The sequence below is a fragment of the Variovorax sp. GW821-FHT10B04 genome (assembly GCF_059415645.1).
Genome location: NZ_JBWKNQ010000016.1, coordinates 25,114 through 44,668 on the forward strand (window position 1 = coordinate 25,114; position 19,555 = coordinate 44,668).

Annotated in this window: 18 protein-coding genes and 1 tRNA gene; 8 read left to right on the top strand and 11 right to left on the bottom strand. The window is 67.0% G+C overall.

The genetic code is table 11. From position 1 onward, the window contains the following. Positions 1 to 102: 102 nt before the first annotated feature. The 6 genes from clpX to AC07PZ_RS28655 form a co-directional block, all read right to left on the bottom strand. The gene (gene clpX, locus AC07PZ_RS28630; protein ID WP_495298566.1) at positions 103 to 1,368 is read right to left on the bottom strand and encodes an ATP-dependent Clp protease ATP-binding subunit ClpX; all 1,266 of its coding nucleotides are present in this window, start codon (positions 1,366 to 1,368) and stop codon (positions 103 to 105) included. A 114-nt stretch (positions 1,369 to 1,482) separates the two neighbouring features. Then, on the bottom strand, positions 1,483 to 2,091 hold the full coding sequence (clpP, locus tag AC07PZ_RS28635) for an ATP-dependent Clp endopeptidase proteolytic subunit ClpP (RefSeq protein WP_495298567.1): 609 nt from the start codon (positions 2,089 to 2,091) through the stop codon (positions 1,483 to 1,485). A gap of 101 nt (positions 2,092 to 2,192) precedes the next feature. Continuing rightward, positions 2,193 to 3,506, bottom strand: coding sequence for a trigger factor (gene tig / locus AC07PZ_RS28640; RefSeq protein ID WP_495298568.1), 1,314 nt, complete (start codon positions 3,504 to 3,506; stop codon positions 2,193 to 2,195). A 22-nt stretch (positions 3,507 to 3,528) separates the two neighbouring features. Continuing rightward, a tRNA-Leu gene (locus AC07PZ_RS28645) sits at positions 3,529 to 3,615 on the bottom strand. Between the two features lie 84 nt (positions 3,616 to 3,699). Beyond that, positions 3,700 to 6,840 carry an efflux RND transporter permease subunit gene (locus AC07PZ_RS28650; RefSeq protein WP_495298569.1) on the bottom strand — a complete coding sequence of 1,047 codons (3,141 nt, stop codon included), beginning with the start codon at positions 6,838 to 6,840 and terminating at the stop codon, positions 3,700 to 3,702. A gap of 10 nt (positions 6,841 to 6,850) precedes the next feature. Next, positions 6,851 to 8,029: an efflux RND transporter periplasmic adaptor subunit gene (locus tag AC07PZ_RS28655; protein ID WP_495298570.1), complete on the bottom strand. Its 1,179-nt coding sequence runs from the start codon at positions 8,027 to 8,029 to the stop codon at positions 6,851 to 6,853. Positions 8,030 to 8,178: 149 nt separating this feature from the next. Between AC07PZ_RS28655 and hpnC the strand changes: the two genes are divergently transcribed. From hpnC to AC07PZ_RS28675, 4 genes are all read left to right on the top strand, one after another. After that, positions 8,179 to 9,123, top strand: a complete 945-nt coding sequence (gene hpnC, locus AC07PZ_RS28660; protein ID WP_495298684.1) for a squalene synthase HpnC — start codon at positions 8,179 to 8,181, stop codon at positions 9,121 to 9,123. 25 nt (positions 9,124 to 9,148) lie between these two features. Continuing rightward, complete coding sequence (gene hpnD / locus AC07PZ_RS28665; protein WP_495298571.1) at positions 9,149 to 9,988, top strand: presqualene diphosphate synthase HpnD; 840 nt, start codon at positions 9,149 to 9,151, stop codon at positions 9,986 to 9,988. Between the two features lie 61 nt (positions 9,989 to 10,049). Continuing rightward, positions 10,050 to 11,330 carry a hydroxysqualene dehydroxylase HpnE gene (hpnE, locus tag AC07PZ_RS28670; protein ID WP_495298572.1) on the top strand — a complete coding sequence of 427 codons (1,281 nt, stop codon included), beginning with the start codon at positions 10,050 to 10,052 and terminating at the stop codon, positions 11,328 to 11,330. 14 nt (positions 11,331 to 11,344) lie between these two features. Next, complete coding sequence (locus tag AC07PZ_RS28675) at positions 11,345 to 11,719, top strand: hypothetical protein (protein ID WP_495298573.1); 375 nt, start codon at positions 11,345 to 11,347, stop codon at positions 11,717 to 11,719. A gap of 1 nt (position 11,720) precedes the next feature. Here the strand turns inward: AC07PZ_RS28675 and AC07PZ_RS28680 are convergent, their stop codons facing one another. Next, the gene (locus tag AC07PZ_RS28680; RefSeq protein WP_495298574.1) at positions 11,721 to 12,470 is read right to left on the bottom strand and encodes an HAD family hydrolase; all 750 of its coding nucleotides are present in this window, start codon (positions 12,468 to 12,470) and stop codon (positions 11,721 to 11,723) included. Positions 12,471 to 12,485: 15 nt separating this feature from the next. Between AC07PZ_RS28680 and hemH the strand changes: the two genes are divergently transcribed. Then, positions 12,486 to 13,553: a ferrochelatase gene (hemH, locus tag AC07PZ_RS28685; protein WP_495298575.1), complete on the top strand. Its 1,068-nt coding sequence runs from the start codon at positions 12,486 to 12,488 to the stop codon at positions 13,551 to 13,553. On the opposite strand, the gene AC07PZ_RS28690 is transcribed toward hemH, so the two are convergent. The 4 genes from AC07PZ_RS28690 to AC07PZ_RS28705 all read right to left on the bottom strand — a co-directional run bounded on the left by AC07PZ_RS28690 (position 13,550) and on the right by AC07PZ_RS28705 (position 15,745). Continuing rightward, the gene (locus AC07PZ_RS28690) at positions 13,550 to 14,056 is read right to left on the bottom strand and encodes a DUF1993 domain-containing protein (RefSeq protein ID WP_495298576.1); all 507 of its coding nucleotides are present in this window, start codon (positions 14,054 to 14,056) and stop codon (positions 13,550 to 13,552) included. The genes hemH and AC07PZ_RS28690 overlap by 4 nt on opposite strands. 111 nt (positions 14,057 to 14,167) lie before the next feature. Then, a complete protein-coding gene (locus AC07PZ_RS28695; RefSeq protein WP_495298577.1) occupies positions 14,168 to 14,809 on the bottom strand; it encodes an NrsF family protein in 642 nt (213 codons plus the stop codon). Next, positions 14,806 to 15,384 carry a sigma-70 family RNA polymerase sigma factor gene (locus tag AC07PZ_RS28700; protein ID WP_495298578.1) on the bottom strand — a complete coding sequence of 193 codons (579 nt, stop codon included), beginning with the start codon at positions 15,382 to 15,384 and terminating at the stop codon, positions 14,806 to 14,808. Before AC07PZ_RS28700 ends, AC07PZ_RS28695 begins: the two co-directional genes overlap by 4 nt. Before the next feature lie 76 nt (positions 15,385 to 15,460). Beyond that, positions 15,461 to 15,745 carry a DUF2798 domain-containing protein gene (locus AC07PZ_RS28705; RefSeq protein WP_495298579.1) on the bottom strand — a complete coding sequence of 95 codons (285 nt, stop codon included), beginning with the start codon at positions 15,743 to 15,745 and terminating at the stop codon, positions 15,461 to 15,463. 188 nt (positions 15,746 to 15,933) lie between these two features. On the opposite strand from AC07PZ_RS28705, the gene AC07PZ_RS28710 reads away from it, so the two are divergent. From AC07PZ_RS28710 to upp, 3 genes are read left to right on the top strand one after another with little or no spacing between them, the layout of a single operon-like run. After that, on the top strand, positions 15,934 to 17,295 hold the full coding sequence (locus AC07PZ_RS28710; protein ID WP_495298580.1) for a GTP cyclohydrolase II: 1,362 nt from the start codon (positions 15,934 to 15,936) through the stop codon (positions 17,293 to 17,295). Further along, complete coding sequence (locus tag AC07PZ_RS28715) at positions 17,292 to 18,713, top strand: URC4/urg3 family protein (RefSeq protein WP_495298581.1); 1,422 nt, start codon at positions 17,292 to 17,294, stop codon at positions 18,711 to 18,713. The genes AC07PZ_RS28710 and AC07PZ_RS28715 overlap by 4 nt, the downstream gene beginning before the upstream one ends. A gap of 54 nt (positions 18,714 to 18,767) precedes the next feature. After that, complete coding sequence (upp, locus tag AC07PZ_RS28720) at positions 18,768 to 19,397, top strand: uracil phosphoribosyltransferase (protein WP_495298582.1); 630 nt, start codon at positions 18,768 to 18,770, stop codon at positions 19,395 to 19,397. The last annotated feature ends 158 nt before the right edge of the window (positions 19,398 to 19,555 follow it).

A 19,555-nucleotide genomic window follows, 5' to 3' on the forward strand; every position in this document is an offset into this window, starting at 1 on the left:
CAATTTTCAAGGTTGCGCGTTGCGCTTTCAGACGGACGCATAAGAAGCGCACCGCCAGAAAGGTCAAAAAGAATAGCGACAGCCCGTGGGGCCATTGGCGCCTTACGCCTTCTTGGCCGCCTCGCGATAGACCAGCAGCGGCGGCTTGTTCTCGTCGATGGTCGACTCTTCCACCACGACCTTGTCGACGTTTGCCGCATTCGGCAGCTCGAACATCGTGTCGATCAGCGATTGCTCCAGGATCGACCGCAAGCCGCGCGCACCCGTCTTGCGAGCCAGCGCCTTGCGCGCGATGGCCTTGAGCGCCGCCGGGCGGATTTCGAGATCGACGCCTTCCATCTGCAGCAGCTTGGTGAACTGCTTCACGACCGCGTTCTTCGGCTCGGTCAGGATGCGCACCAGCGCGTCTTCGCTGAGCTCGGCCAGCGAGGCGACCACCGGCATGCGGCCAACCAGTTCAGGGATCAGGCCGAACTTGATCAGGTCTTCGGGCTCCACGTCGCGGAACACCTCGGTGATGCTGCGCTGCTGCTTGCTCTTGACCGATGCGCCGAAACCGATGCCGGAGGCTTCGGTGCGGTTCTCGATGACCTTCTCGAGCCCCGCGAATGCGCCACCGCAGATGAACAGGATATTGGTCGTGTCGATCTGCAGGAAGTCCTGGTTCGGGTGCTTGCGGCCGCCCTGCGGCGGTACGCTGGCCATCGTGCCTTCGATCAGCTTCAGCAATGCCTGCTGCACGCCCTCGCCGGACACGTCGCGCGTGATCGACGGGTTGTCGGACTTGCGCGAGATCTTGTCGATCTCGTCGATGTAGACGATGCCGCGCTGAGCGCGCTCCACCTCGTAGTTGCAGCTCTGCAGCAGCTTCTGGATGATGTTCTCGACGTCTTCACCGACATAGCCGGCCTCGGTCAACGTCGTCGCATCGGCCATCACGAAAGGAACGTCCAGCATGCGCGCGAGCGTCTGGGCCAGCAGCGTCTTGCCCGAGCCGGTCGGGCCGATCAACAGGATGTTGCTCTTGCTGAGCTCGACATCGTCGCCCTTGGCCTTTTCCTTGTGGCGGAGGCGCTTGTAATGGTTGTAGACCGCGACCGACAGCATGCGCTTCGCCGGCTCCTGGCCGATCACGTAGTTGTCGAGGTTGGTCTTGATTTCAAGCGGCGTCGGCAGGTCGCTGCGGGCCTCGCGCACCTCGTCGCCCACGGGCAGTTCGTCACGGATGATTTCGTTGCAGAGGTCGATGCACTCGTCGCAGATGAACACCGACGGGCCGGCGATCAGCTTCTTGACCTCATGCTGGCTCTTCCCGCAGAACGAGCAGTAAAGCGTTTTTTCGCTGGAAGAGCCTTTTTTCTCGGCCATGGGCAGGTGCCTTGTAACTGGGATTCAACAATGATAGCGAAACAAAAACGGCGTTCTCCGTGTGGAAAACGCCGCTCTTTTTTGACACACCCGGCGCCGAGCGCCAGGAAGCCATCAACCGCGCTTAGAAATGACCTGATCGATCAGACCGTAGTCCTTGGCTTCATCGGCCGTCAGGAAGTAATCGCGCTCGGTGTCGCGCTGAACCTTTTCCAGCGGCTGCCCCGTGCGCTCGGCCAGGATGCGGTTCATCTGGTCCTTCGTGCGCAGGATGTCGCGCGCATGGATTTCGATATCCGTCGCCTGGCCACGTGCGCCACCGAGCACTTGATGGATCATGACCTTCGAGTTCGGCAGAGAGAAGCGCTTGCCCTTCTCACCGGCCGCCAGCAGGAATGCGCCCATGCTGGCGGCGAAGCCGATGCACAGCGTCGACACGGCCGGCTTGATGAACTGCATCGTGTCGTAGATCGCCATGCCGGCGCTCACGCTGCCGCCTGGGGAATTGATATAGAACGAGATGTCCTTGTCCGGGTTCTCGCTCTCGAGGAACAACAGCTGTGCCACCACCAGGTTGGCTGTTTGATCGTTGACCTCGCCCACCAGAAAAATCACGCGCTCCTTGAGCAGACGCGAATAGATGTCATACGACCGCTCGCCGCGGCCGGATTGCTCGATCACCATCGGCACCATGCCGAGACCCTGGATGTCCTGTGCGCTCATGAATAGCTCCGTTCAGTGCTTGACCTTCGCCGGGACGTCCCGACGAAGAATCAGATGGGGATGGTGCCAGTGGCTGCAAGCCCCACCGGCGCGACGGGCCATCAGTTCTGCTGAGCCATCAACTCGTCGAAGGTCACCGACTTGTCATTGACCTTGGCCTTCGCCAGCACGAAGTCGGTCACGTTGTTCTCGATGACGACGGCTTCGACTTCGGCCAGGCGGTTGTTGTCGCTGAAGTACCAACGAACCACGTCAGCCGGCTTTTCGTAGCTGGCGGCAAGTTCGTCCACGTGGGCCTTGATCTGTTCCGGCTTGGCTTGCAGGTCGTTGGCGCGGACCAGTTCGGCCACGACGAGACCCAGGCGCACGCGGCGCTCGGCTTGCGGACGGAACACTTCCTCGGGGATCGGTGCCTTGTCGGCGTCCTTGATGCCGCGCTGCTTGAGCTCGGCGCGCGCGCCTTCGACCATGCGGGCGACTTCGGATTGCACGCTGGCGTTCGGCAGATCGAGTTCGGCGTTGGCGATCAGGGCATCCATCACGGCGTTCTTGTTGCGCGCCAGCAGGCGGAACTTGACTTCGCGCTCGAGGTTGCGCTTGATGTCGGCACGCAGGCCTTCAACCGTGCCTTCGGCGATGCCGAGCGACTTGGCCAGTTGCTCGTTGACTTCAGGCAGATTGGACGACTCGATCTTCTTCACGGTGACCATGAAGTCGGCCTGCTTGCCGGCCACGTCCTTGCCGTGGTAGTCCTCGGGGAACGACAACGGGAAGGTGCGGCTGTCGCCGGACTTCAGGCCGCGCACGGCGTCTTCGAATTCCTTGAGCATCTGGCCTTCGCCGACGATGAACTGGAAGTCCTCGGCCTTGCCGCCCTGGAAGGTTTCGCCATCGATCTTGCCTTCGAAGTCGACCGTCACGCGGTCATCGTCGGCCACTTGCGATTCCAGCGAGCGTTGTGCAAAGGTGCGGCGTTGCTTGCGCAGGATGTCGAGCGTCTTCTCGATCGCGTCATCGCCGACTTCGGCGCTGAGCTTGTCGACTTCCGCGGCGGACAGGTCGTTGATCTTGACTTCGGGGAACACTTCGAAGACCGCGTCGAAAGCGAGCGTGCCTTCGGCAGACTCTTCCTTCTCGGTGATGCGGGGCTGGCCGGCCACACGCAGCTTGGCTTCATTGGCGGCTTGCGAGAAGGCTTCGCCGACCTTGTCGTTCATGACTTCGAACTGGACCGAGTAGCCATAGCGCTGGGCCACCACGTTCATCGGCACCTTGCCAGGACGGAAACCGTCCATCTTCACGGTACGCGCCAGTTTCTTGAGGCGCGACTCCACTTCGGACTGGATGGTGCCGACCGGAAGGGTCAGCGTGATCTTGCGTTCGAGCTTCTCGAGAGTTTCAACGTTCACGGTCATATCTGTCTTCCTAGAGGGATTCTGGTGCGCGGGGCCGGACTCGAACCGGCACGTTCTTGCGAACGTCAGGACCTAAACCTGGTGCGTCTACCAATTTCGCCACCCGCGCTTCAGGTGAATAAGATGCAAAAACGGGCGGCCCCTGAATGCAGACCACCCGCTTGAAATCGGCAACCGGGCATTTTAGCTCAGTCTAGGCCGCCTTCTCGTCGCGCCGAACCCTGAAAGCTGCGGCATACATCGCCGGCAGCGCCAGCAAGGTCAGCACCGTGGCCACGATCAGGCCACCCATGATGGCGACCGCCATCGGCCCCCAGAAGACGCTGCGCGACAGCGGAATCATCGCGAGCACCGCGGCAGCCGCCGTCAGCACGATCGGCCGCAGCCGGCGCACGGCCGACTCGACGATCGCGTCCCAGGCCGGCACGCCAGCCGCGCGGTCTGTCTCGATCTGGTCGATCAGGATCACGGAGTTGCGCTGGATCATCCCCATCAAGGCGATCACGCCGAGCAGCGCGACGAAGCCGAAGGGCCGGTCGAGGACCAGCAATGCCGCGGCGACGCCCGCAATCCCCAACGGACCGGTGATGAACACCAGCAGCGCACGGCTGAAGCTGTGCAGTTGCAGCATGAGCAGCGTGAACACCACGAACAGCATGATCGGCACGCCGGCCACGATCGAATCCGATCCCTTGCTGCTTTCCTCGACCGCACCGGCGACCTCGATCCGATAGGCGTTCTGGCCGTCGGCATGCCACTTGGCTTCGATCGCGCGCAGCTTGGGCTCCAGCTCCTGCGTCACCGTCGCACCTTGCAGGCCTTCGACGATGTCGCCCTGCACGGTGATCGTGTATTCGCGGTTCTGCCGCCACATCACGCCTGGCTCCCAGGTGAAGACCGGCTTGGCGATTTGCGACAGCGGGATCGAACGCCCGGAGCTGGTCTGCAGATAGGCGTTGCCGAGATCGGAGATCGCCGTCCGCTCATCGGGCGACTGGCGCAGCACGATGTCGATCAGCCGATCGTTCTCGCGGTACTGGCCGACCGTCGTGCCGCTGAACATCGTCTTCGATGCCTGCGCGATCGCCTGGCTGGTCACGCCCAGCGCACGCGCCTTGGCCTGGTCGACTTCCAGGCGGATCACCTTGACCGACTCGTTCCAGTTGTCGTTCACGCCGCGCATGTTGGCGTTGTCGCGCATCACCGCCTTGATCTCGTCGGCGCGCTGGCGCAGTTGCGCCGGGTCGGTGCCGATCACGCGGAACTGCACCGGATAGGCGACCGGCGGGCCGTTCGGCAGCAGCTTCACGCGGCCACGCATTTCCGGGAACTCCTGCGCGAGGATGGCCGGAAAGCGCATCCGCAGAAGCTCGCGCTGGTGCAGATCCTTGGCAAGCACGATCATCTGCGACACGTTGCTCTGCGGAAACACCTGATCGAGCGGCAGATAGAAGCGCGGCACGCCGGAACCGATCCAGCTCGTGACCGAATCGACGCCCGACTCCTTCATGAAGCGCTGCTCGACACGCTTGCTGATCTCTTCGTTGGCCGCAAAGGACGTGCCTTCAGGCAGCCAGAGCTCGACCAGGATCTCGGGCCGGCTCGAATCGGGGAAGAACTGCTGCTGCACCTTGCCCATGCCCACGATGCCGAGCGCGAAGATCGCGATGGTGGCGCCGATGGTCAACCAGCGGAAACGCACGCACCAGTTCACCACACGGCGAAAGCCGTTGTAGAACGCCGAGTCGAAAAGCTCGTGCGGCGGCGCATCAGGGTCGTGTGCCTTCACCTTCAACAGCAGCGTGCCGAGGTAGGGCACGAAGTAGACCGAAACGATCCAGCTCAGCAGCAGCGCGATGCCCGTCACCGCGAAGATCGCGAAGGTGTACTCGCCGGTCACCGACTTCGCGATGCCGATCGGCAGGAAGCCGGCGGCCGTGATCAGCGTGCCGGTCAGCATCGGCTTGGCCGTGACGTCGTAGGCATAGGTCGCGGCGCTGACCTTGTCGTAGCCCTCCTCCATCTTCCGCACCATCATCTCGACCGCGATGATCGCGTCGTCGACCAGCAGCCCCAGCGCGATGATCAGCGAGCCGAGCGACACCTTGTGCAGCCCGATGCCGAAGTAGTTCATCGCCAGGAAGGTCACGGCCAGCACCAGCGGGATCGTGATCGCGACCACCAGCCCCGGCCGGATGTCGATGTGCCATCCCAGCCGACCGCCCTTGTGCAGCCCGAGCGCGATGAAGCTCACCGCCAGCACGATCGCCACCGCCTCGATCAGCACGTGCACGAACTCGTTCACCGACGTGGCCACGGACACCGGCTGGTCCTGCACCTGCGCCAGCTTCACGCCCGCGGGCAATTGCTTGTCGATCTCGGCGGTCGCCGCCTTGAGCGCCTTGCCGAGCGCAATGATGTCGCCGCCCTTGGCCATCGAGATGCCCAGCGCAACCACCTCGTGGCCCTGGAAGTGCACCTTGACCGACGGCGGGTCGATGTAGCCCCGGTGGATGTCCGCGATGTCGCCCAGCCGCAACTGGTTGCCCGAACTGCCGCGGATCGGCATCTCGCGCAGTTGGTCGACGTTGGTGAACTGACCCGCGACGCGCACCTGCACGACGTCGAGAGGCGACTGGATCGTGCCCGCGCTTTCGATCGCGTTCTGCGCGCCGATCTGCTGCAGCACCGCGTTGAAGTCGAGGCCGAGCTGCGCCACCCGCTTCTGCGACACCTCGATGTAGACCTTCTCGTCCTGCACGCCGAACTGCTCGACCTTGGCCACGTCCTTCACGCGCAACAGGCGCTGGCGCACGTCGTCCGCAAAAGTCTTGAGCTCGGCCTGGCTGAAGCCTTCGCTCTCGAGCGCATAGATCACGCCATAGACGTCGCCGAACTCGTCGTTGAAGAACGGTCCCTGGACGCCGGTCGGCAGCGTGTTGCGCATGTCGCCGATCTTCTTGCGCACCGTGTACCAGACGTTCGGCACTTCGGAAGCCTTCGACGAGTCCTTGATCTCGAAGATGATCTGCGACTCGCCGGGCTTCGAGTAGCTGCGGATCCGGTAAGCGTACGGCGCCTCCTGCAGCGTGCGTTCGAGCTTGTCGGTGACCTGCTCGGCCACCTGCTGCGCGGTCGCGCCGGGCCAGTAGGTGCGCACCACCATGACGCGGAAGGTGAAGGGCGGATCCTCGTCCTGGCCCAATTGGAAGTAGGCCGCGAAGCCCAGCACCATCAGGACCAGCATCAGGTAGCGCGTGAGCGCCGCGTGGTCGAGCGCCCACTTGGACAGGTTGAAGCCGGCCTTGCCGGTCGCTTCTTTCGGGGTCGTCATCGGTGCGACCTCAGCGGCTGGCAGCGGAAGCCGCGGGGGCCGCCGGCGCGGCAGCGGCAGCAGGCGCGGCAGATGCGGCCGGCGCATTGCGGTCCTGGTAGATCGTGACCTTCTGGCCCGGCGACAACACGTGCACGCCCGCCGTCACCACCAGCATGCCGGGCGAAATTCCGCCGGCAATCACCGCATCGTTGCCGTCCGCCGTCGCGACCTGTACCGGCTGCGAACGGACGGTCATCGTTGCCTTGTCGAGCACCCAGACCGCACTGCCCTGTCCTTCCTGGCGCAACGCGCTGGTCGGCAGCTTGAGCACCGGCGCGCCGCCGCGCGAGAGCGCCTGTGGCCGCGCATAGACCGTGGAGCCGAGCGACGGCGCGGTGGCCGCGTCGATGGCGACCTTGACCGTGAAGGTGCGCGTCACCGCGTCCGCGCTGGCCGCGACCTCTCGCACCTTGCCCTCGAGTTCGGCGCCGCCAGACCAACCCCGCACCGTCACCGGCGAACCCACCGTGATCAGCGCAGCGCGGTCCTCCGGCACGGCGAACACGACGTCGCGCGAGCCGTCCTGCGCGATCCGCACGACCGGCGTACCCGCCGACACGAACTGGCCGGGTTCGGCCTCGATCGCCGTGATGACGCCGGGCGCATCCGCCATCAGCGTGGTGTAGCTCGTCTGGTTGCCCTGCGACGCCAATTGCGCCTGCGCCTGTTCGAACTGCGCCTGCGCAGCCTTGAAAGTACTTTCGCGTCGCTCCAGCTCGGCGCCGCTGATGAAGTTCTGGTCGCGCAGCTCGCGATAGCGCTTCAGATCGGCCGAGGCGAGGTCGCGGTTGGTCTGCGCCGAGGCCTGTTGCGCGCGGGCAGCGTCGGCAGCCAGTCGATAGTCCTGCGGATCGATCTGCGCCAGCACCTGGCCGGCCTGCACATGCTGACCGAGTTCGGCCTGGCGGCGCGTGATCTTGCCGGCCACGCGGAAGCCGACGCGCGACTCCACGCGAGCCCGCACTTCGGCCGAAAACTCGGGCTCGGTATTGAAACTGCCGTTGCCGACCGTCACCACCTTGACCGACCGCAGCGGCTCTTCAGGCGGCGCGGGGCGCGAACAGCCTGCGAGCGCAACGGCAGCGGCCACCAGCAGAAAAGCGCTGCGATGGGATGAAAAGCGGGGAGGCGGAAGAGACACGGTCATGAATCACCTTGAACGGAACAGACGGGCCACTAATGACCGGACGGTTAGTAATCTAGGGTAAACGCCAAAAACTGTCAACGCCGCGCAGCGCGCCGACGCACGAAGGTGGTCTGCGCCGACAGACGGCGCGTCCGCCCACGTGCGGGACAATCCGCGGCGTGCCAACCCCCTCTCCCTCCTCCTCGGTTCCCACGCCCATCGCAGCGCCGTCGCCGACGCACTACGAAAACTTCCCTGTCGCGTCCTGGCTCTGCCCCCCACGCCTCCGGCCGCCGATCGCGGCGATCTACCACTTCGCCCGCACGGCCGACGACCTGGCCGACGAAGGCGACGCCACGCCCGAAGCACGGCTCGCCGATCTGCACGCCTACCGCCGTGACCTGTCGGCCGTGCTCGGCGGTCAGCAGCCTTCGCTGCGCTGGGCCGCCGTGTTTCTGCCGCTGCGCGCCGCGATCGAGCTATTCCATTTACCGGGCGGCGAGCTGTCCGCACTGCTGGACGCCTTCACGGAAGACGTTGCGCGCGACGCGGCCTTCCAGTCAGGCGACGTCGATGCCGCGACCTGGCGCGATCGCGACGCCTTGCTGAGCTACTGCCGCCGATCGGCCAACCCGGTCGGCCGGCTGCTGCTGCACCTGTACGGCGTGACCGATGCGCAGTCGCTCGCCCAGAGCGACGCGATCTGCAGCGCGCTGCAACTGATCAACTTCTGGCAGGACCCGAGCGTCGACCTGCCACGCGGGCGCTTCTACTTTGCGCTGTCGGATTGCCTTCGACATGGCTTGTCGCGGCAGGACTTCGCCACTTTCCGTCCGCTGGCATCGCCTGCGCCCGCCGCCGCTGCGACGGCGCTGATCGCCGAATCGACCGCATGGGCACGCCAGTTGATGAACGAAGGTGCACCGCTCGTGCGCCGGCTCCCCGGCCGGGCCGGCTGGGAACTGCGGCTGGTCGTCCAGGGCGGACTGCGCATCCTCGACAAGATCGAGGCGCTCGGTTTCGACACCTTCTCGCAGCGGCCGACCATCGGCAAATCCGACGTCCCCGTGCTCGCCTGGCGGGCACTGCGGATGCGGAGACAATCGCCCGCATGAAGAAGAAGCGAAACAGACTCCCGCAATGAACCCTGAGCAATACGTGCAGGAGAAGGCCGCTGCCTCGGGCAGCAGTTTCTATTACGCCTTTCTGTTTCTCCCCAAGCCGCGCCGTGCCGCGATCACCGCCTTCTACGCGTTCTGCCGCGAGATCGACGATGTGGTCGACGAGGTGCGCGATCCCGGCGTCGCAGCCACCAAGCTCGCCTGGTGGCGCACCGAGGTCGCCCAGGCTTTCGCCGGGCAACCACGCCACCCGGTCATGCAGGCGCTGATGCCCTGCGCGGCCGAATTCGGGATCGAAGCCACTCAATTGCTGCAGGTGATCGATGGCTGCCAGATGGACCTCGACCAGACGCGCTACCTCGACTTCCATGCGCTGCAGCGCTACTGCCATCTGGTGGCCGGCGTGGTCGGCGAAGTCGCCGCGCGCATCTTCGGCCAGACCGAGCCGCAGACCACGGCCTATGCGCACAAGCTCGGCCTGGCGCTGCAGCTGACCAACATCATCCGTGACGTCGGCGAAGACGCGCTGCGCGGGCGCATCTACCTGCCGGTCAACGAACTCCAGCAGTTCGACGTCAAGGCCCACGAACTGCTGAACCGTGTGAGCTCCGACCGCTTCCTCGCGCTGATGAAGTTCCAGGCGGCACGCGCCCACGCGGCCTACGACGAGGCGCTGGCGCTGCTGCCCGACGCCGACCGGCGCAGCCAGAAGCCGGGCCTGATGATGGCCAGCATCTACCGCACGCTGCTGCGCGAGATCGAGCGCGACGGCTTCCAGGTGCTGAACCAGCGCGTGAGCCTGACGCCGGTGCGCAAGTTCTGGCTCGCCTGGCGCGTTCAGGCCCTGGGCCGGCTGTGACGTCGTCGAGCGCGATGCGCCGCCGCCCGTCACGGCCACCGGCCGCCGCATCCCCGGCCGAATGAAGCTCGCGATCGTCGGCGCCGGCTGGGCCGGGCTTGCATGCGCGATCGAGGCCACGCGTGCCGGCCACGCGGTCACCTTGTTCGACGCGGCGCGCACGGCCGGCGGTCGCGCACGGCGGATCGACGCAACAGGCGGCCTCGACGGCACGCCGCTCGACAACGGGCAGCACATCCTGATCGGCGCCTACACCGCTACCCTGGGACTGATGCGCGACATCGGCGTCGATCCTGCGCAGGTGCTGCACCGCATGCCACTCTCGCTGCGCTTCGCGGATGGCGGCGGGCTGCAGGTGCCCGCGCATTGGCCGGCGCCCCTGGATCTGCTCGCAGGCATCGTGGGTGCCCACGGCTGGTCGTGGCGCGACAAGATCCGCCTGATCCTGGCGGCGCTGCGCTGGCGAAGACAAGGCTTCAGCTGCGCGCCGGCGTTGAGTGTCGAAGCGCTGTGCCGCACGCTCACACCGCGCGTGCGGCACGAGTTGATCGAACCCCTGTGCGTTTCGGCGTTGAACACGCCGGCCGAGGCGGCCAGCGCGCAAGTCTTCCTGCGCGTGCTGCACGACGCTCTTTTCGCCGGACGCGGCAGCGCGGACCTCTTGCTGCCGCGGGTCGACCTGGGCGCGTTGCTGCCCGATCCGGCGCTGCGGTGGCTGGCCGATCACGGCGCCACGGTACGGCTCGGCCACCGGGTTCAGTCGCTCGCCGCCTCGGCGGGCGGCTGGCAGCTCGACGGCATCGAGGCCGATCGCGTCGTGCTGGCCGTCGCGCCCTGGGACGCTGCGCGGCTGGTCCGCGGCGCCGGTCTCCCGCAGGCCGAAGACTGGCTGCGGACGGCCGAAGCGCTGCGGCATGAAAGCATCGCGACGGTGTATGTCTCCGCTGGCGCTCGCCGGCTTGCGGCGCCGATGCTCGCGCTGCGCAGCGATGCCACGGCACCCGCGCAGTTCGTGCTCGACCGGGGTCAGCTCGGCGCCACACGCGGCCTGCTCGCCTTCGTGGTCAGCGCGAGCACGCTGCCGCGCGAAGCACTGGAAAACGGCGTGGTACGGCAGGCGCGCATGCAGCTGGGCCTCGAACACATCGAAGTGCTGCAGACCGTCGTCGAAAAGCGCGCGACCTTTGCCTGCACGCCCGGGCTGCAACGCCCCGCCATGCAGGTCGCCGAGGGCCTGATCGCCTGCGGCGACTATGTCGACGGGCCCTACCCCGCCACGCTCGAAGGCGCGGTGCGCAGCGGACTTGCCGCTGCACGCAGCGTCCCGCCGAGCCGCCACTGACACCCCGCACGACCATGACACTGAACTACCTGGATTTCGACTACAGCGAGAACGGCGAGGACGACACGGCCTTCGGCACCTTCGATGCGCTCGCATCCGTCGGGCCGGCGCAGGTCGATGCGGTCCATGCGGAGATCTCGGACGTGCTGGGCTGGGCGCACGCCACGTTCGGCGACGCCGGGCCGGTGGCCGACGGCTTCGCCTGGGATTGCGATCTGCAATCGCTGCGCGAATACAGCGTGGCCGACGTGCTGCGCTACGACACAGGCCGGCGGTCGCTCGTCGTCGAGCCGGGCGCCGCAGGTGTGCCGCGCCACACCATCGGCCTGTCCCTCAGCGGTTCGAACGACTTCTGCGAGGCCCTGCGCCAACGCTTCGGGATCGACTGAATCAGGCGGCGCCCAGCGCCCGGCACAGCGCCTGCAGGTCAGGCACGATCAGTTGCGGCGGTCGTCCGCCGTGGGACCATGGCGTGCGCTCGTCCTCCGGCATGCGAACGACCCAGGCCGCCTGCATGCCGACGCCCAGCGCGCCCACCACGTCGAGCGCCGGGTCGTCGCCCACATGCAGTACCTGCTCCGGCGCAACGCCGATCGATGCCGCGGCGGCGTGGAAGATCGGCGCATGCGGCTTGCCGCTGCCGAAGCTGTAGGCGCTGAAGGCGGTGCGGAAGAAGCGGTCGATGCCGGTGAGCTTCAGGTCGGCATTGCCATTGGAGATCGCGATCAGCGGGTAGCGCGCACTGAGCCATTCGAGTGCCGGCAACGCATCGTCGTACAGCACCACACGCTGCCGCTCCGCGAAGAACACGTCGAAAGCCGGGTCGGCCAGCGCCGGGTCTTCGCCCGTGCGCCTCAGCGCGGCGCGGATCGACTCGCGGCGCAGTGCGCTCAGGTCGTGCGCGAGGTCGGAGCGCTCGCGTTCGGTGGCCTCGCGGAGTTCGCGCAGCACGCCGGGCGTGACGAGCAGTTCGGACGTCTTCGGCGCCTCGCGCAGCAGCCAGTCGTGCAGCACGCGCTCGGCACGCGCGATGGTCGGCCAGATCGGCCACAGGGTGTCGTCGAGGTCCAGCGAAATCGCCGCAATGCGGCCGAGGTCGAGGGGTTCGCCGTGGGCGGCGGCCGGTGTCTCCAGGGTCATGCCCGAGAATATCGCATGCCTCTGCAAGACCTTCACGCAGGCGGGTCGCCTGCGGCTCCGGCCACCAGCACCTCCCCGACCGCCAACCCGCCCCGCACCGCCGTGCTCTGGTGCAACCTGGGCTCGCCCGATGCGCCGACCGCCGATGCCGTTCGCACCTACCTGGCCGATTTCCTGGGCGACCCGCGCGTGGTCGAGATCCCGCGCGCCATCTGGCTCCTGATCCTCCACGGCATCATCCTGCGCGTGAGGCCCGCCAAGTCCGCGGCCAAGTACGCCAGCATCTGGTTGAAGGAAGGGTCACCGCTCAAGGTCTGGAGCGCACGCCAGGCGCAGTTGTTGAGCGACCGGCTGCACGCGGCGGGACACACGGTCGCGGTGCGCGACGCGATGCGCTATGCCAACCCGTCGATCGCCGCACGGCTCGATGCGCTGCAGGCCGAAGGCATCGAACGCGTGCTGGTGCTGCAGGCCTACCCGCAGTATTCGGCAACCACCACGGCCAGCGTGATCGACGAGGTGGGCACCTGGACCCGGCGCCAGCGCCGGCTGCCCGAGCTGCGCTTCGTCAACCAGCACCACGACGACGCGGCGTACATCGAGGCGCTCGCGCAAAGCGCAGAGACGTACTGGCAGCAGCACGGCAAGCCCGACCAACTGGTGATGAGCTTCCACGGCATTCCCGAACGCAACATCCGGCTCGGTGATCCGTACCAGTCGCAGTGCCTGGCCACCGCACGGCTGCTGGCCACGCGGCTCGGGCTGTCGGAGGCACAGCACCGCGTGACCTTCCAGTCGCGCTTCGGCCGCGCCAAATGGCTGGAGCCCTACACCGAACCGACGCTGCGTGCCCTGGGGGCCGCAGGCACGGGCCGGGTCGACGTGATGTGCCCGGGCTTCCCTGCCGACTGCCTCGAGACGCTGGAAGAGATCGCGATGGAAGGCCGCGAGGCCTTCCTGCACGCGGGCGGCAAGGACTTCCGCTACATCCCCTGCCTGAACGACAGCCCTGCGTGGATCGATGCATTGGCCCAACTCGCCGAGCGCCATCTCGCCGGATGGAACACGCGGCTTCTGGCCTAGAACCGGCCGAGATAGTCCAGTTTGCCGACCGGCACACCGGCGTTGCGCAGCACGTCGTAGGCGGTCGTCACATGGAAGAAGAAGTTCGGCAGCGCGAACTGCAGCAGGTAGCGCTGCGCGTCAAGGGTGAGTTCGTGGCCGCCGACCTTCAGCTGGATGCTGCGGTCCTCATGGCCGTCGATCGCGCCACGGTCGACACCGTTCAGGAACTCCACCGTCCTGGCGATGCGTGCCTGCAGTTCCTCGAAGCTCGCTTCGGTATCGGCAAAGGATGGTGCGGTAACGCCCGCGATGCGCGCCACGCCGAACTTCGACGCATCGCTCGCGCGCTGCACCTGGCCCGCGAGCGTCAACATGTCGGGCGCCAGCCGCGCCTGGACCAGGGTCGACGGTTCGGCTTCCGATGCCTTCACATGGGCCAGGCCCTTGTCGAGCACATGCGAGAGCTGGGCCAGTCCGCGGGTGAACACGGACACGGAAACGTCGTACATCGAAATCGTCATGGAAAGCCTCCTGGTGATGGGGCGGCCATTCTCACGACTTGCGCGCAATCGTGCTGGCGCAGCGCCGATGCGCGCCACCGCTCAGGGCCGCTCAGGGCCAGGCGAGCGACATCACCAGCGCAGCAGCCGCGGCCCGAGGCAGGCACCCAGCGCCATCGTCACGGCGATGCCGCCCACGTACCAGACCGCGAGGAAGGGTGCGGCCAGCTCCATGCAATGCAGCGCGTACACCGACGCGCCCAGGCCGCCGGCGACGGCACCGGCCGCGGCACCGGCCCACGATGGCCGCGTCGGTGCCAGCCCCTTCAGTGCGCCGAACACCGCGACGAACATCGGCGCCGACAGCAGCACGATGTTGAAGATGCAGCCGCGCCAACTTTGCCCCCACAGCAGCGCCGGACGTGCCGTATCGGGTGCGCCTGCCCATGCGGACAGCGCAAGCAGCCAGACCACCAGCACCGGCACCAGCAGCCCGGCCCACGCGGCACCGGCGCGCACGCCGGGCCGCGCCAGCCGCTGCACCGCGAGGAAGCCCATCGCGGCGATGCACAGCGGAAACACCAGCTTGACCCAGAACATCGGCAATCCCGCGGCCACGGAAATGTCTCGCCGCAAGCCGTAGGCGACCAGCATCAGCACGAGCGACAACGGCAGCGCGGCCGTCGCGGCCCAACCGAGCCGGCGCGCAGCCGAAGCACGCGGCACCGGGCCGGCATCCGCCGACAACAGAGAGATCAGCTCCTCGGTCTTCATGCGGCGCCCCGCATCTTCAGCGCAAGTGCCTTCAGCCCGCGGTGGATGCCGACCTTCACGGCCGACTCCGACATGCCCGTGCGGCGCGCCGCCTCGGCCACCGACAGGCCTTCCAGCTTGACCTGCTCGATCGGCAGGCGGTGGCGGTCGGGCAATGTCTTGAGCAAGGTGCCGATGTCGCGGCGCGCATCGCTCGCTTCTTCGGCCGACTCGGCGAAGACCGCCAGTTCGTCATCCAGCGGCACATGCAGCGCCTCGCGTCCCTGCTTGGCGCGCAGCAGATCGATCATCTTGTAGCGCGCAATCGCATGCACCCAGGCCGTCAGCGGCTGGTCGCTTTGATAGGTATGGCGCTGGTTGTGCATGGCGAGCAGGCATTCCTGGACGAGGTCTTCCACTTCATCGGGCCAGCCGTAGAGACGGCGACCCAGAAAGGCCCGAAGGTGCACGCTGAGCTTCTGCAGGAACGTGCGGTACGCCACGGCGTCGCCGTCCAGGCCACGCAGCAGCAGGCTGCGCAGCGCCGTTTCGGCGTCGTTCGCGGGCGTCGGGCTTACCTTGTCTATTCGTGGCATGGCCCGCGAAGGTTACAGCCCGGCGAAAAACATCGGCGGCGCAAGGTGGCCGGGCTGACCGACGGCGCCGTTCGCGTCAGAGGCGGACCGTCCAGCCCACCAGCCGGACGACGACCGGGCGAACCGCCAGCACGCAGATGAACGCGATCGGCATCGCCAGCGCATAGGCATGCAAGACGCGCCCGATGAAGCCGGGGCCGAAGTCGCCGCTCGACGCGACGATCACCGCGCTCATCAGCAGCGCCATGATGCCGGCCATGTAGAACGCAAAGGCGATCGGTGCGAAGCGTGTCGGAAGGCGCCGGTCGCGGGTGCGGGACGTGTCGTTGACGGACGAAGGTGGCGACGGAGGCTGGGACAAGAGAAGGATCCGCAAAGAAAAAGCACAGAAGACAAACGTCGGAAGGCATGCAAGACGCATGCGCGACAGGTCGCCGCATGTGATGCAAGGAGCGCGCCAATGCGGTCAAAACGGTACGGCACAAGGCGTACATCGCGGCTTGCCAGCCCCGGCGACCATCGCTACATTGCTGTTTTTGAGGGCTCGCAATGTCTGTAGACACCGCATCGATTTCGCCGACTCCTTCGACTCCGTCCGCCCCCGTCATCCCATCGCTCCCGGGCATCACCGGCACGACCGCAACGCCGGCCGCCACCAGTTCCGGCGCAGCACCCTCTCCTCGCCACATCCGGCTGACCTCGCATGCCAGCGGCTTCGGTGCCCTGCCGATCCATTGGGGCGCGGCCACGGCACAGGAACGCGGGCCGGTGGTCGGCACCACGACCAGCCGCGCGCACCGCAACGTGATCGGCACCCACAGCGGCTCGTACAGCGTCTACCGTGCGCTGGCCGTCGCGGCCGGCGCACTCAAGCGCGAGCACAAGGCCGACCTCACCAACACCACGCCGACGGACGTCATCGGCCCCTATCCGCAATGGAGCGAACCCGGGCGCATCGTGTCGCTCGACCCCTGGGGCGCGATGATCGCGAGCGAGTTCGCCACCGAGCTGGCAGCCGGCTACGACATCCGCCCGACCATCGCCGTCACGCAGGCCCACGTGATCCTCCCCGAGGTGATCGACGCGCTGCAGCGCGGCCGCCTCAAGGCCGACGGCAGGTTCCTCACCGCCGGCGGCGCCGCGATGGTGACCAAGGCCGCGATCGAACCGGTCTGGTACCTGCCCGAGGTGGCTCGCCGCTTCGGCTGCAGCGAGAGCGACCTGCGGCGCGTGCTCTTCGAAGAAACCGGCGGCATGTACCCCGAGCTCGTCACGCGCTCCGACCTCGAGGTGTTCCTGCCGCCGATCGGCGGACAGACGCTCTACATCTTCGGCAACCCGCGCGACCTGGCCAATCCCGAGGTCGAGCTCACCGCCCGCATCCACGACGAATGCAACGGCTCCGATGTGTTCGGCTCCGACATCTGCACCTGCCGCCCCTACCTCACGCATGCGATCGAGGAATGCATCCAGGGCGCGCAGCGCGGCGGTGTCGGCCTGATCGCCTATTCGCGCAAGGAAGGCCGCGCACTCGGCGAGGTGACGAAATTCCTGGTCTACAACGCGCGCAAGCGGCAGGTCGGCGGCGACACGGCCGACCAGTACTTCGCGCGCACCGAATGCGTGGCCGGCGTGCAGGACATGCGCTTCCAGGAGCTCATGCCCGACGTGTTCCACTGGCTCGGCATCCGCAAGATCCACCGGCTCGTGTCGATGAGCAACCTGAAGTTCGACGCCATCACCGGCTCGGGCATCGAGATCGGCGAACGGGTGAACATCCCCGACGAGCTGATCCCGGCCGACGCCCGCGTCGAGATGGACGCGAAGATGGCGGCCGGCTACTTCACGCCCGGCCCGGTGCCGGACGCCGACGAACTCAAGAAGGCCAAGGGCCGAGGACTGAACGAATGAGCAAGGACAACTACGGCATCGACCCCGAGCGCCCCACCGCCAACACCGCGGTGCGCCACGCCGGCGCCGACGGCCATGTCGACCCCGCACTCGAACTCACCGGCGACCTGAACCAGCCGGCCGCCGCAGCCGCCTTCCTGCGCAACACGGCCGCGATCCGCGAGCGCGCCGCCGCGCTGCTGGCCCGTGCGCGGCGCGGCGAGTCGCGCTGGTTCACCATCGGCGGCGACAGCGCGTTCGACGACACGGCGCGCACCGTGGCCGAGATCACGCGGGAGCGCTACGCCTCGGGGCACATCCCCTTCCACAGCCGCTGGCGCCATTTCGAGGCCGGCCATGTCGACCGCCTGGCGCAGCTGGACGAACTGCTCGGCGACAAGGTGACGCACCGCGAACGCGCCCGCGTGCAGATCGACCTGGCGCTGGTGAGCGTGCTGCTCGATGCCGGCGCCGGCCCCGACTGGCGCTATGTCGAGCCGGCCACCGGCCAGACCTTCACCCGCTCCGAAGGCCTGGGCATTGCCAGCTTCCATGCCTTCACGGCCGGCCTGTTCTCGTCCGACCCGGACCATCCGCTGCGCGCCGATGCCGCAGGCCTGCGTGCCCTGGTCACCGATCGGCTGGCCGAAGCCTTCCAGGTCAGCGAGGTGAATCCGCTGGTCGGCCTGACCGGCCGCGCCACGCTGCTGCGCCGGCTCGGCGAGGCGCTGCACGAGCAGCCTGAGATCTTTGCACTCAACGGTGGCGAGCCGCGCCCGGGCAGCCTGTTCGACGCGCTGGTCGGCCCTTACGGACCGGCCATTCCGCCCACCGCCGAGATCACGGCGCACGACCTGTTGTCGCTGGTGCTGACCTCGCTGTCGCGCATCTGGCCCGCGGCCAACGCGATCGACAGCATCGCGGCCGACGGCAGCGACCGGCCCGGCGGCATCGGCAGCGGCGACCCGGCGTTCGCGCTCGGCGACTGCTGGCGCCACAGCGCCGTGCATGGCCCGGGCCTGACCAATGGCTGGATGCCCTTCCACAAGCTGTCGCAGTGGCTGACCTATTCGCTGCTCGAACCCTTCGAGTGGGCCGGTGTCAAGGTGCGCGGGCTCGATGCACTCACGGGCCTGCCCGAGTACCGCAACGGCGGCCTGTTCATCGACACCGGGATGATCGTGTTGCGCGACCGCAGCTGCGCCGAGCGCAAGTGGAAGGCCGGCGACGAGTTCATCGTCGAATGGCGTGCCCTCACGGTCGCGCTGCTCGACGAACTCGCGCCGCGCGTGCGCAAGACGCTCGGCAAGAGCGCCGACGAACTGCCGCTGGCCTGCATCCTCGAAGGCGGCACCTGGGCCGCGGGCCGGGCACTGGCACAACGCTTGCGTGACGGAAAGCCGCCGCTGCACATCGAAAGCGATGGCACTGTCTTCTAGACTCTCCCCTTTCGGACCACAACAAACAGCGCATCGCCGCCAAGCACTTCCAACATGAGCAACGTTCACGTCATCGACCATCCCCTCGTCCAGCACAAGCTCACGCTGATGCGCCGCAAGGACGCGTCCACCAACAGCTTCCGCCGCCTGCTCAACGAGCTCAGCTCCCTGATGGCCTATGAAGTGACGCGCGACATGCCGATGCAGGAGATCGAGGTCGAGACGCCGCTCGAGACCATGACATCCAAGGTCATCGACGGCAAGAAGCTGGTGCTGGTGTCGATCCTGCGCGCCGGCAACGGCATCCTCGAAGGCATGCTGTCGGTGGTGCCGGGCGCGCGCGTCGGCCACATCGGCCTGTACCGCGACCCGAAGACGCTGACCGCGGTCGAGTACTACTTCAAGATGCCCAGCGAGATGCAGGACCGCGACATCGTCGTGGTCGACCCGATGCTCGCCACCGGCAACTCCGCCATCGCGGCGGTCGAGCGGCTGAAGGAACTGAGCCCGAAGTCGATCAAGTTCGTCTGCCTGCTGGCCTGCCCGGAAGGCGTGAAGGCGCTGCAGACGGCGCATCCGGACGTGCCGATCTACACCGCGGCCATCGACCGCGAGCTGAACAGCCACGGCTACATCCTGCCGGGCCTGGGTGACGCGGGCGACCGGATCTTCGGGACGAAGTAGGGCTCGCCCCCAGGATCCGCGCACTTCGTGTCGCTCCTCCAACCCCCTACCGGGGGCAACACCGGTGGCCCGGCGAAGCCGGTTCCACGGTGTTTCTGGCAATTCGATGCGCTGGCACGGGCGTTGCTCGGGCGTAGTGATCAACAATTTTTAAACGC